We start from the raw sequence: 12739 nt of genomic DNA on the forward strand, positions 1-12739 counted from the left end.
TTCTCCGTGAGTGAGCAGCCCCTGAGTATCAGCACGTCCGACCTTCTGGCCGCGGCCGTCGAATCCCTCGGCGGCACCGAGCGCCCCGGCCAGGTGGCCATGGCCAACGCCGTCACCGAGGCGATGGACCGGGAGCGCCACCTCGCGGTCCAGGCGGGCACGGGCACCGGCAAATCGCTCGCCTACCTCGTCCCCGCCATCCGCCACGCCCAGGCCACCGGCTCCCCCGTGGTCGTCTCCACCGCCACCATCGCGCTGCAGCGCCAGCTCGTTGAGCGAGACCTGCCGCGGCTTGCCGACGCCCTCGAGCCGCTCCTCCAGCGCCGCCCGACCTTCGCCATCCAGAAGGGCCGCAACAACTACGTCTGCCTGCACAAGATCTCCGCTCCCGAGGACACCCCGGAGGCGCTCATCGAAGAGGACGACATCTCCTGGCTCGGCCGCCACGTCAAAAGGGTCAACGAGTGGGCCCAGGAAACCGACACCGGCGACCGCGACGACCTCGACCCGGGTGTGCCCGACCTGGCCTGGCGCCAAGTCTCCGTCACCTCCGCCGAATGCCTCGGGGCGGCGCGCTGCCCGCACGGCGAGGAGTGTTTCGCCGAGCTCGCCCGGGAGCGCACCCGCAACGTGGACATCGTGGTCACCAACCACGCGCTGCTGGCCATCGACGCCCTTTCCGATACCGATATCCTGCCCGCCCACTCCGTCACCGTCATCGACGAGGCGCACGAGCTCGACGGGCGCATCACCTCGGTGGCCACCAGCGAGATCTCGGCGCGGGCGTTGACTTTGGCGTCGAGACGCGCCGCCAAGCTCGGGGCGAAGAAGGGCGAGTTGGAAAGCGTGATCGACGACTTCACGGCCGCCATTGACCTGGAGAACCCGGGGAGGTGGGAGAACATCTCGGACCCCGCGCGCACTGGCTTCGTCGCCGTGCGCGACGCGCTGTGGCGCACCCGCGAGGCCATCGCGCGCGGTCCCGAGGGCGAGGCCAACGACCACCCGGAGGCCTTCGCCGAGCGCGAAAACCTGAAGAACCACCTGGAGGACCTGCACGACTCCATCGTCCGCATCCTCGAGGTTTTCGACGAGGTGGACCCCGCCAAGCACACCGACGTCGTGTGGCTGACGCGCTCTGCCAACCACGGCGACTCGGTCGCCGTGGCGCCGCTATCGGTCGCCGCGCTGCTGCGCGAGCGCCTCTTCGCCGAGCACACCGTCGTGCTCACCTCCGCCACGCTGAGCATCGGCGGCAACTTCGACGCCATGGCCGCCGCGTGGGGGCTACCGCGCGGTACCTGGGACGCCCTCGACGCCGGCAGCCCCTTTGATCCGCGCCGCTCCGGGATCCTCTACACCGCGCGCCACCTGCCCGCCCCGGGCCGCGACGGGTTGGCCCCGCAGACCCTCGACGAGATCGCGGAGCTCATCACCGCCGCGGGCGGACGCACCCTTGGGCTGTTCTCCTCGCGCCGCGCCGCCGAGGAGGCGGCCGAGGCGATGAAAAAGCGCCTTCCGTTTACCATCCTCGTCCAGGGCGAGGATTCCACCGGCGCGCTCGTGGAAAAGTTCGCCGCCAGCGAAAACGTCTGCCTCTTTGGCACCCTCACCCTGTGGCAGGGCGTGGACGTTCCGGGGCCGTCTTTGTCGCTGGTGCTCATCGACAGGATCCCCTTCCCCCGCCCCGACGACCCGCTGCTGCAGGCGCGCGCCGCGGCCGCGGACGCCGCCGGGCGCAACGGCTTCATGGAGGTCTCCGCCACCCACGCGGCGCTGCTCATGGCGCAGGGTGCGGGCCGCCTGCTGCGCTCCGTCGGCGACAGGGGCGTCGTCGCCGTGCTCGACAACCGCCTGGTGACCAAGCGCTACGGCTCCTTCCTGCGCCGCTCCCTCCCCGACTTCTGGCAGACGACCGACCCGGAGGTCATCCGCGGGGCGCTGAGGCGCCTCGTGGCCGGACGCTAGCGGCCACCGCGGTAAGAGAGCCCGGGGCGACCTCGGTGAAGCCGGCGTCGCGCACCGCGACCGCCCCCGCCTCGTCCAGGCGGCGCGCCAGCTCAGCGGCGGGCGCCTCCACCACGTTCACCGCGTACCCGCGCTGGCCCCACGCGCGCACACTATCCACCGGCAGCGCCGCCGCGAGCAGCATGGAGGCGTGGCCCGCCTGCGCGGCCGCCTTGCCGGCGCTCATGCCCAGGTCCGAGTTGATGTAGAGGGTGGGCAGGGTGGCGTCGCGAAGCAGCGCCTCGGAAGGTTCGAGGTCGGTCCCCTTGACCTGCAGCTTCGATATTTCTTTGGGGACTTCCCCCACCGCCGAGGGGACGAAGGCGCGCACGCTGCCCACGGTCACCCCCGGCAGGGCCTGCACGTCGCGCCACGCCTTGTTGCGGGCGCGGCGCACGACCTTGCGGATGCGGTGCGTGTACCAGCGCTCGAGCCCGTCGCGCCAGAAGCCCTCCTCACCCGCCCGAGGGTCAAGGCACAGCTTCACGACGCTCACCGCGGCGTCTGCCAACACCTGAGCGCGCGCCGGCGGGTCCTGCTTCGGCAGGTTGATGACCAGCTGCATCGCCTGCACGGTCCGCGGATCGGCGGGGTCCTCGCGGGGCCCGGGGCGCTTTTCTCCCAGTCGGGTGGCCAACAGGCTGTGGGCGGCGCTGAGAGCGTCCATCAACGCAGCGCCACCCTCCCGCCGTGGCCGGCGGCCTCGGCGGCGGAGTCGATCTCCTCGCGCGGAATGCCCAGCATGTAGAGCACCGAGTCGAGGAAGGGGTGGTTGACCGAGGCGTCCGCCACCTCCTTCAGAGCGGGTTTGGCGTTGAAGGCGATACCGAGCCCGGCGACAGAGAGCATGTCGATGTCGTTGGCGCCGTCGCCGACGGCCACCGTCTGCGCCATGGACAGGCCGGAATCGGCCGCGAACTCCGCGAGCAGGCGGGCCTTCGCCTGCCTATCGACGACCTCCCCGACCACCCGGCCGGTGAGCTTCCCGTCCACGATTTCCAGCGTGTTGGCCCGCACGTAGTCGAGCTCCAGGTCGGCGGCCAGGCCCTCGAGGACCTGGATGAACCCGCCCGAGACCACGGCCGTGCGGTAGCCCAGCGAGTTCAGGGTGCGGATAGTGGTGCGCGCGCCGGGGGTGAGCGTGATGTCGGCGGCCACCGCGTCGATCACCGCGGCGTCGAGGCCCGCCAGCGTGGCCACCCGCTCCCGCAGGGACTGCTCGAAGTCCAGCTCGCCGCGCATGGCGCGCTCGGTCACCTCCGCGACCTCCGCTTCCCTGCCGGCGTGCGCGGCGAGCATCTCAATGACCTCGCCGGTAATCAGCGTGGAGTCGCAGTCGAAGCACACGAGGCGCTTGGCTCTGCGGTGCAGCCCGGCGTGCTCAATGGCGAGGTCGATTCCTTCTTCGGCGGACAGTTCGGCGAGCGTCTGGCGGATCGGCTTGCCGTCGCCCGGGCGGTAGTCCGCCAGGGTGACGCGAAACTCCAGGCCCGTGACGGGGTAATCCGATATCCCCCGGATCCGGTCGATGTTCGCCCCGTAGGCGGCGAGGGCCTCGCCCACGCGGGAGACCTGGCCGGCCGTCACGGGGTTGCCGAGTGCGACGAGCACGTGCGTGGAGCGGGGCCGGGAAACCGAGCGGACCTCCGCGCCCGTCTCGATGGTCACCCTTTGGCCGTACTCCCACAGTGCCGCGCGCAGCTCACGCTCGACGTCGGTGAGCGAGAGCGGGTCCATGCCCACGAAGGCGGCCAGCATGAGGCGGCCGCGGAAATCGACCTGGGAGACGTCGAGAAGCTGGACCCCGTGCTGCGCCAGGACCGCGAAGAACGCCGCCGACACACCTGGGCGGTCCGGGCCTGTGGTGGACACGACGGCGTGTTTCAGCCCCTCCTGCAGTTCGACTTCGAAGGCGGTCATGGTTGGGAATGCTACCCCACACGCGCGACACCCCCCACCGCAGTGAACTGCTCCCCATTAGTTGGACTGAGAAATCAGTTGCTAACAACTAGTGGGGAGCATGTTCTTTGAGAGCACGTAGTTCGCTGAGTGAAGTTCAGCGTGAGCAGTTAGTCGACCTTTTCGAGCAGGGAATGGGTTCCAGAGCCGCTGCTCGTGTTGTCGGTGTCTCGAGGGATGCAGCGCGCTGCCTCTATCGCCGTTTCCAACTGCGTGGCAGGCTATGTCTCGTGGAGAAACCGAACAAGCAGCGCTACTCCTTCGAGACGAAGAAGGAGGTTGTGGAACGTCATCTTGCCGGTGAGTCGAAGATGGATCTTGCCCGAGAGTTCAATCTTTCATCCGACCAACTCGTCAAGGACTGGGTGATGAAGTGGCGCAAAGGCGGCGACGAGGCTCTGCGCCCGAAGCCGAAGGGCAGGCCGAAAGGTTCAGGCAAACCGAAGGTGCTTTCTGAGGAAGAAAAGCTTCGCCGCCAGGTTGAACGGCTGGAAGCGGAAAACGCCTACTTAAAAAAATTGCGGGACTTGAGGAACCAGGGACACGCCTAAAAGCCCAGGCGATCGTCATCCTCAAGTCACACCACCGCTTGGAGTACCTCCTGGATGCGGCCGGCATGGCACGCTCGACATTCTTCTACCACCAGAAACGACTCACCGCACCGGATAAACATGCCGAGCTCAAACAGGCGATCCGGGACAGTTTTAAGCGCAACAAACACCGCTACGGCTACCGGCGGGTACTGCTCGACCTTCGGAACCAGGGCTGGATAGTCAACCACAAACTTGTCTTAAAGCTCATGCGCGAGATGGGCTTGAAAGCCAAGATCCGCCAGCGCAGGCCCTACATCTCCTACACAGGCACCACCAGTCACATCGCCGAGAACACACTCGAGCGCAACTTCACCCCGGATAAACCCAACTCTGTTTTCGTCAGCGACGTCACCGAGTTCAAGGTCGCCGGCCGCAAGGTGTATCTCTCACCGGTGATGGACCTGTTCGACCGCGTAATCGTCGCCCACACAGTGGCCACATCGCCAACCACAGCCTTGACCTCGGCCTCGTTGGCGCAGGCGATCGAAGCGTGTGCTCCAGAGCCGGGCTGGATGATCCACACCGATCAAGGATTCCAATACCAGCACTCATCCTGGCGCACCCTGATTAGCCAGCACCATGGAGTCCAGTCAATGTCACGCAAAGGCAATTGCTACGACAACGCAGTCATGGAGAACTTCTTCGGCCACCTGAAAACCGAAATGTTCCACGGAGAAGTCTTCGACAACATTGAGCAATTCACCGCCGCGGTCGACGAGTACATCCAGTGGTACAACACGCAACGCCTCCAACAACGACTCAAGGGCCTGACCCCGATGCAATACCGGGATCAGACCCTTGAAACCCTAACCGCCTAGAATTAAACCAGTCCAACTTTCGGGGGCCAGTTCACAGCGGTGGGGGGTGTCGCGTTTGTCAGGAAGGCCGGGAGGTACTAGCCGCGCAGGTCCTGCGCGTTGCCCTCCGCCTCCGCGCGGTTGCCGGCGGAGTCGAACTCGTGGGACTCACCCTTCCAGGTGGCCGGCGTGTCCGTGCTGTGGCCGCTGTGCGCCTCGCGGCGCAGACGCTCCACCATGTGCGGGTAGTGCAGCTCGAACGCCGGGCGCTCGGAGCGGATCCGCGGCAGCGAGGTGAAGTTGTGGCGCGGCGGCGGGCAGGAGGTGGCCCACTCCAGGGAGTTGCCGTAGCCCCACGGATCGTCGACGGTGACGATCTCGCCGTAGCGCCAGGACTTGAACACGTTCCAGATGAACGGCAGCATGCCCACGGCCAGGATGAAGGAGCCGACGGTGGAGACCTGGTTCAGCAGGGTGAAGCCGTCGCTATCGAGGTAGTCGGCGTAGCGGCGCGGCATGCCCATGTTGCCCAGCCAGTGTTGGACCAGGAAGGTGACGTTGAAGCCGATGAAGGTGAACCAGAAGTGGATCTTGCCCAGCCGCTCATCGAGCATGCGGCCCGTCATCTTCGGGAACCAGAAGTACACGCCGGCGATTGCGGAGAACACCACGGTGCCGAAGAGGGTGTAGTGGAAGTGCGCCACCACGAAGTAGGAATCGTGCAGGTGGAAGTCCAGCGGCGGGGCGGCCAGCATGATGCCGGTCAGACCGCCGAAGAGGAAGGTGAACAGGAAGCCCATCACCCACAGCATCGGCGTCTCGAAGGTGAGGTGGCCGTTCCACATCGTGCCCACCCAGTTGAAGAACTTCACGCCGGTGGGCACGGAGATGAGGAAGGTCATGAAGGAGAAGAACGGCAGCAGCACAGCGCCGGTGGCGAACATGTGGTGCGCCCACACCGCCATGGACAGCCCGGCGATCGCCAGGGTGGCGAAGACGAGGCCGATGTAGCCGAAGATCGGCTTCCGGGAGAACACCGGGATGATCTCGGAGATCATGCCGAAGAACGGCAGGGCCAGAACGTAGACCTCGGGGTGGCCGAAGAACCAGAACAGGTGCTGCCAGAGGATCGCGCCGCCGTTGGCGGTGTCGTAGATGTGGGCGCCGAGCAGGCGGTCGTAGAGAACACCGAGGGCCGCGGCAAGCAGCAGCGGGAAGATCATCAGCGCGATGATCGAGGTGACGAAGATGGTCCAGGTGAACACCGGCATGCGGAACATGGTCATGCCCGGGGCGCGCAGCGTGAGCACGGTCGTGAGCATGTTGATGGCGGAGGCCACGGTACCGATACCGGTCGCACCGACACCGACGATCCACAGGTTCGCCGAAACGGACGGGGTGTGGGTGGCGTCCGCCAGCGGCATGTACATAGTCCAGCCGAAGTCCGCCGCGCCGCCCGGGGTGAGGAAGCCGGAGAGCATCGCGAGGACACCGACCTGGGTGATCCAGAAGCCGAAGGCGTTCAGGCGCGGGAAGGACACATCCGGCGCGCCGACCTGCAGCGGCAGGATGAAGTTGGCGTAGCCCCACACCACCGGCGTACCGAAGGCCAGCAGCATGACGGTGCCGTGCATGGTGAACAGCTGATTGAACTGCTCGTTGGACAGGAACTGCAGACCCGGGCTGAACAGCTCGGCGCGGATCAGCAGCGCCATCAGGCCACCGACGAAGAACCAGACGAAGGACATGATGATGTAGTAAATGCCCAGCGTCTTGTGGTCAGTCGTGGTCAGCAGATTGTAAAGTTTGGAGCCTTTGCGGGCGTTGCCCGTCGGCTCCGGACGTGTCGGCGGGACGTAATTGTCCAGCCTAGGCGCCACTGCGGTCATGTCTTCCTCCTGACTAACGGCACGGTAACCACCGTCGCTCCGCAGCGGCGAGGGCGCACGTGCCACAACTGATACCGGATCATCATATGCGATCGGCACATTGATTTGCCAGCCTTTCCAGGCGGGCTCCAGAACTGAGTGTAAACCCCGGGGGCAACAAGCGGGGGGCCACCCGCCCGACCCGCACCGACACCCCTCATCGCCCGCTGTCGCCGCGTGCGGGCCTGGAACGCGGATTACCCCGTTCGTGGGAGCCGGGACGGCCCGAGCTGGTTAGAAGTCCCAGTCGTCGTCCTGCGTGTCCTCGGCCTTCCCGATGACGTAGGAGGAGCCCGAGCCGGAGAAGAAGTCGTGGTTTTCGTCGGCGTTGGGCGACAGCGAGGCCAGAATCGCCGGCGAGACCCGTGTTTCATCCGCCGGGAACAGACCCTCGTATCCCAGGTTGTTCAGCGCCTTGTTGGCGTTGTAGCGCAAAAAGCGCTTGACGTCCTCGGTCCAGCCCAGCGGGTCGTAGATGTCCTCGGTGTACTGGATCTCGTTTTCGTAGAGGTCGTAGAGCAGGTCGAAGGTGTATTCCTTCAGCTCGTCCTTGCGCTGCTGCGTCTCGCGGCGCAGGTTCACCTGGTACTTGTAGCCGATGTAGTAGCCGTGCACCGCCTCGTCGCGGATGATCAGGCGGATGATGTCGGCGGTGTTCGTGAGCTTGGAGCGCACAGCCCAGTTCAGCGGGAGGTAGAAGCCGGAGTAGAAGAGGAAGGACTCGAGCAGGGTTGATGCGACCTTCTTCTTCAGCGGGTCGTCCCCACGGTAGTAGCTCTCGATGATCTTGGCCTTGCGCTGAACCTCGGCGTTTTCCTCGGTCCAGCGGAAGGCGTCGTTGATCTCCGGGGTCGAGGCGAGCGTCATGAAGATGTTGGAGTAGCTCTTCGCGTGAACGGACTCCATGAAGGCGATGTTCGTGTACACAGCCTCCTCGTGGAGCGTCATCGCGTCGGGCAGCAGCGAAACCGCGCCGACGGTGCCCTGGATGGTGTCCAACAGGGTGAGGTTGGCGAAAACCCGCATGGTCGAGAGCTTTTCTTCCGCTGTCAGCGTCTTCCAGCTCGGAATGTCGTTCGAGACCGGAATCTTCTCGGGCAGCCAGAAGTTTCCGGTCAACCGGTCCCAGACCTCGAGGTCCTTCTCGTCCGGGATGTCGTTCCAGTTGATTGCCCGAGCGGGGCCCGGGTGGGCGGCGAGGAAGGCGCCGTACTCGTGCTCGTTGTCAGTTCCGTTCTCAGTCACGCGGCTCATCTTAGTACGCGCCCCCGCGACCCACCCGCACCCTCGAAAAGGGTGACTTACTCAGCCGCGCCACAGAAAGCAGGTTAACCTTAGAGCCAACCAAACACTGCAATTAAGAAACCGTGATAAATCAACACGATAAAGAAACTGAGGTGCCGCCATGACCGTCTCGCGCGTTTCCCGGGGAGGCGTTACTCCCCTGCTCACTACTGTTCTGGACCAGCTAGGCCAGGAGATCGTCTCCGGCCTCATCGCCGAGGACGAGACGTTTACCCTGCAGGACCTGTCTAACCGGTTCAACATCTCGCGCACGGTCGCGCGCGAGGTCATGCGCGCGCTCGAGCAGCTCGGCCTGGTCACTTCCTCGCGCCGCGTGGGTATCCGGGTGCTGCCGGAAAGCGAGTGGGCTGTGTTCGACCAGGCGGTGATCAAATGGCGCTGGTCGGCGAGCAACCAGCGTTCGCGCCAGCTCTATGAGCTCAACCAGCTGCGCTACGCGGTGGAGCCGCTCGCGGCGGGCATCGCCACCCGCAACGCCACGGTCGAGCAGGCCCGGGAGCTCACGGATTTGGCCATGAAAATGGAGGACCTGGCCGCGCGCTCCGACGCGGACTCCGACCTCGTGCGCGCGGCGTATCTGGAGCTGGACAAGCGCTACCACACCCTCGTGCTGGAGGCCTCGGGCAACCGCATGTTCGCCGCGCTGGCCTGCTCGGTGTTGGTTCAGCTGGAGGCACGCACGATCTACGGCGATCTGCCGGTGATCCCCTCCGCAACCTCGCGCCAGGCGCACACCGAGGTTGCCCACGCGATCGCCGCCGGAGACCGCGAGGCCGCCGAGAACGCCTCGCGCCGGATCATGCACGAGTTCTGGGACACCATTTTCGGGGGCAAGCCCGCGGGGCGTCGCTAAGCATGCCCTAGAGCATGCAGGACACGCAGCCCTCGATCTCGGTGCCCTCGAGCGCCATCTGGCGCAGGCGGATGTAGTAGAGCGATTTGATCCCGTTGCGCCAGGCGTAGATCTGGGCGCGGTTGATGTCGCGGGTGGTCACCGTGTCCTTGAAGAACAGGGTCAACGACAGGCCCTGGTCGACGTACTTCGTGGCCACGGCGTAGGTGTCGATGATCTTCTCGTAGCCGATCTCGTAGGCGTCCTTGAAGTACTCGATGTTCTCGTTGTCCATGTGGGGCGCCGGGTAGTAAACGCGGCCGATCTTGCCCTCCTTGCGGATCTCGATCTTCGACGCGATCGGGTGGATCGAGGAGGTCGAGTTGTTGATGTAGGAGATCGAGCCGGTCGGCGGGACCGCCTGGAGGTAGCGGTTGTAGATGCCGTCGCGAGCGACGTCGTCCTTGAGCTGGGCCCACTCCTGCGCCGTCGGCACCGCCGCCGTGGACTTGGCAAACAGCGCCTTGACCTTCTCCGTCTTCGGCTGGAAGTCGGCCGGGTCGTAGCGGTCGAAGAACTCGCCGGTGGCGTACTCGGAGGCCGCGAAGTCCTCGAAGGCCTCGCCCTTTTCCACCGCGATGGCGTGGGAGGCCTTGATTGCCTCGTACATGACGGCGGCGAAGTAGGCGTTGGTGAAGTCGAGGCCTTCCTCGGAGCCGTACTCAATGTGCTCGCGGCCGAGGTAGCCGTGCAGGTTCATCTGGCCCAGACCGATCGCGTGCGAGGCGTCGTTGCCCTCGCGCACCGGCGGCACGGAGTCGATCGAGGTGGAGTCCGCGACGGCGGTCAGGCCCCGGATGGCCGTCTCGACGGTGCGGGAGAAGTCGTCCGAATCCATCGCCATGGCGATGTTGAGCGAACCGAGGTTGCACGAAATGTCGTGGCCGATCTCCGCGTAGCTCAGGTCCTCGTTGAGCACCGACGGGGAGTTGACCTGTAGGATCTCCGAGCAGAGATTGGACATGTTGATGCGGCCGGTCTTGACCGGGTTCGCCCGGTTCGCCGTGTCCTCGAACATGATGTAGGGGTAGCCGGACTCGAACTGGATCTCCGCGATGGTCTGGAAGAACTGGCGCGCGTTGATCTTGGTTTTGCGGATACGCGGGTCCTCCACCATCTCCTCGTACTTCTCTGTGATGGACAGGTCGGCAAACGGCACGCCGTAGACCCGCTCGACGTCGTAAGGGGAGAACAGGTACATGTCGTCGTTGCGCTTGGCCAGCTCGAAGGTGATGTCGGGGATGACCACGCCGAGCGAGAGCGTCTTGATGCGGATCTTTTCGTCCGCGTTCTCGCGCTTGGTGTCCAAAAAGCTCAGGATGTCCGGGTGGTGCGCGTTGAGGTAGACGGCACCCGCGCCCTGGCGCGCGCCGAGCTGGTTGGCGTAGGAGAAGGAGTCCTCGAGCAGCTTCATCACCGGAATCACCCCGGAGGACTGGTTCTCGATGTGCTTGATCGGGGCGCCGGACTCACGGATGTTGGACAGCAGCAGCGCCACGCCGCCGCCGCGCTTGGACAGCTGCAGAGAGGAGTTAATCGCGCGGCCGATGGACTCCATGTTGTCCTCGATGCGCAGCAGGAAGCACGAGACGAGCTCGCCGCGCTGCGCCTTGCCGGCGTTGAGGAAGGTCGGCGTGGCGGGCTGGAAGCGGCCGGTCATGATTTCGTCCACGAGCGCGCTGGCCAGCTTCTCATTGCCGCGGGCCAAAAAGAGCGCGGTCATGGCCACGCGGTCCTCGAAGCGCTCGAGGTAGCGGCGCCCGTCGAAGGTCTTCAGCGTGTAGGAGGTGTAGTACTTGTAGGCCCCAAGAAACGACTGGAAGCGGAACTTGTAGGAGTAGGCGCGCTTGAACGTGTCCTTGACAAAGTCCCACTCGTAGGCGTCGACGACGTGGGGCTCGTAGTAGTTGTTGTCCACCAGGTAGCGCATCTTTTCTTCCAGGTCGTGGAAGTAGACGGTGTTCTGGTTGACGTGCTGGAGGAAGTACTGGTTCGCCGCCTCGCGGTCCTTGTCGAACTGGATCTGACCGTTTTCGTCGTAGAGGTTCAGCAGGGCGTTGAGGGCGTGGTAGTCGAGCTGATCCGCCGGCTCAGGAACGCTCTTGCCGTGCTTTTCGGTGGTGGGGGTGGACACTTCGTTAACGCTCCTATGCTGTTCTTCTCGTGCTGTACTTCTCGCGCAGGCGCGCCAGGCGCCGCGCGCTTTCGTCCTCTGCGGCGTCGGCTTTCGCCGCGAGCTTATCGACGTCCCCGGGAGCCGCCGGCTCCAAACCCAGCCGCTCGGCGTGGGTGATGAGCTGCTCGCGCACGTGCGCTGCGTCGCCCTCCGCCCCCATGAGCTCAAAGCGGAAAAGGTAAGGGACCTTACACTTGGCCGATATTACATCGCCGGCCAGACAGTAGTCCGGCCCGAAGTTCGAGTTGCCCGCCGCGATCACGCCGCGCATGAGGCCGCGGTTGTGTTCGTTGTTGAGGAACCGGATGACCTGCCTGGGCACCGGCCGAGTGTTATCGCGGCTAATCGACGCCCCGCCGCCGTACGTGGGACAGATGAGCACGTAGGGCTCGGTGACCGTGAGCTCCCCGTCCTGCCTGCGCAGCGGGATCCGCGCGGCGGGAAGGCCCACCTTGTCTACGAAGCGCTTCGTATTTTCCGTGGCCGAGGAGAAATAGACGATAAGCATGTGCAGCGATACCTCACGCGAAAAAGCCGCCCCCGGCGGCGACGGCTGCGGCGGCGGACGGGCGGTTAGGCGGCCGCCTGAAGGCCGCGGATGCGATCGGGGCGGAAGCCCGACCAGTGCTCGCCGTTGACCTCGACGACGGGGGCCTGCAGATAACCGAGCGCCATGACGTAGTCGCGCGCCTCGTCGTCGACGGAGATGTCCACGAGGGTGTACTCGAGGCCGGCCTTGTCCAAGGCCTTCTTGGTGGCGGTGCACTGGACGCAGGCGGGCTTGGTGTAGACGGTGATGGACATAACCTGTTGGCTCTTTCTGTGCGATGTACGGACGATTCGGGCTGTTCTGTTGTGCGCCGAACCCGTCGGCGTTTACCTCCTAAACACTATACTTTGTGCCATACGTTGGCAACCGATACTACATGTAGTAGTTACACCTCTGGTATTCCCAGGACACCGCCCGGTAATCACCCACATGTAGTTCGATATGACCACCTGAGCCCGGCACCCGAAAAACCTGCGCAACGAAAAACCCCGCCCCTCCACAGCGGGAGAAGCGGGGTCGGCCGGGAACCGGC

9 protein-coding genes and 1 pseudogene are annotated in these 12739 nt (G+C 65.1%); 3 read left to right on the top strand and 7 right to left on the bottom strand.

Annotation, left to right across the window (positions count from 1 at the left end; translation table 11 throughout):
* Positions 1 to 6 precede the first annotated feature (6 nt).
* A complete protein-coding gene (locus CAURIS_RS08975) occupies positions 7 to 1968 on the top strand; it encodes an ATP-dependent DNA helicase (RefSeq protein ID WP_290341719.1) in 1962 nt (653 codons plus the stop codon).
* On the opposite strand, the gene CAURIS_RS08980 is transcribed toward CAURIS_RS08975, so the two are convergent.
* Positions 1928 to 2674, bottom strand: coding sequence for an aminoacyl-tRNA hydrolase (locus CAURIS_RS08980; protein WP_290341720.1), 747 nt, complete (start codon positions 2672 to 2674; stop codon positions 1928 to 1930). The genes CAURIS_RS08975 and CAURIS_RS08980 overlap by 41 nt on opposite strands.
* On the bottom strand, positions 2674 to 3927 hold the full coding sequence (gene serB / locus CAURIS_RS08985; RefSeq protein WP_290341721.1) for a phosphoserine phosphatase SerB: 1254 nt from the start codon (positions 3925 to 3927) through the stop codon (positions 2674 to 2676). Before serB ends, CAURIS_RS08980 begins: the two co-directional genes overlap by 1 nt.
* Positions 3928 to 4116: 189 nt before the next feature.
* Here serB and CAURIS_RS08990 point away from each other — a divergent pair.
* Positions 4117 to 5377: pseudogene (locus CAURIS_RS08990) on the top strand (IS3 family transposase).
* A gap of 77 nt (positions 5378 to 5454) precedes the next feature.
* Here the strand turns inward: CAURIS_RS08990 and ctaD are convergent.
* Positions 5455 to 7245, bottom strand: coding sequence for an aa3-type cytochrome oxidase subunit I (gene ctaD, locus CAURIS_RS08995; RefSeq protein WP_290341722.1), 1791 nt, complete (start codon positions 7243 to 7245; stop codon positions 5455 to 5457).
* A 273-nt stretch (positions 7246 to 7518) separates the two neighbouring features.
* Positions 7519 to 8538, bottom strand: a complete 1020-nt coding sequence (nrdF, locus tag CAURIS_RS09000) for a class 1b ribonucleoside-diphosphate reductase subunit beta (protein ID WP_290341723.1) — start codon at positions 8536 to 8538, stop codon at positions 7519 to 7521.
* A 151-nt stretch (positions 8539 to 8689) separates the two neighbouring features.
* Here nrdF and CAURIS_RS09005 point away from each other — a divergent pair, with 151 nt between their 5' ends.
* Entirely contained in the window at positions 8690 to 9442 is a 753-nt protein-coding gene (locus CAURIS_RS09005) for a FadR/GntR family transcriptional regulator (protein WP_290341724.1), read from the top strand.
* A 7-nt stretch (positions 9443 to 9449) separates the two neighbouring features.
* On the opposite strand, the gene nrdE is transcribed toward CAURIS_RS09005, so the two are convergent.
* The 3 genes from nrdE to nrdH form a co-directional block, all read right to left on the bottom strand.
* Positions 9450 to 11615 carry a class 1b ribonucleoside-diphosphate reductase subunit alpha gene (nrdE, locus tag CAURIS_RS09010; protein ID WP_290341725.1) on the bottom strand — a complete coding sequence of 722 codons (2166 nt, stop codon included), beginning with the start codon at positions 11613 to 11615 and terminating at the stop codon, positions 9450 to 9452.
* Positions 11616 to 11628: 13 nt separating this feature from the next.
* On the bottom strand, positions 11629 to 12165 hold the full coding sequence (gene nrdI / locus CAURIS_RS09015) for a class Ib ribonucleoside-diphosphate reductase assembly flavoprotein NrdI (RefSeq protein WP_290341726.1): 537 nt from the start codon (positions 12163 to 12165) through the stop codon (positions 11629 to 11631).
* A gap of 65 nt (positions 12166 to 12230) precedes the next feature.
* Positions 12231 to 12461 (bottom strand): glutaredoxin-like protein NrdH, encoded by a 231-nt coding sequence (gene nrdH, locus CAURIS_RS09020; protein ID WP_290341727.1) that lies wholly within the window; start codon positions 12459 to 12461, stop codon positions 12231 to 12233.
* Between the last annotated feature and the right edge of the window lie 278 nt (positions 12462 to 12739).

This window comes from Corynebacterium auris (assembly GCF_030408575.1).
Lineage (GTDB): Bacteria > Actinomycetota > Actinomycetes > Mycobacteriales > Mycobacteriaceae > Corynebacterium > Corynebacterium auris.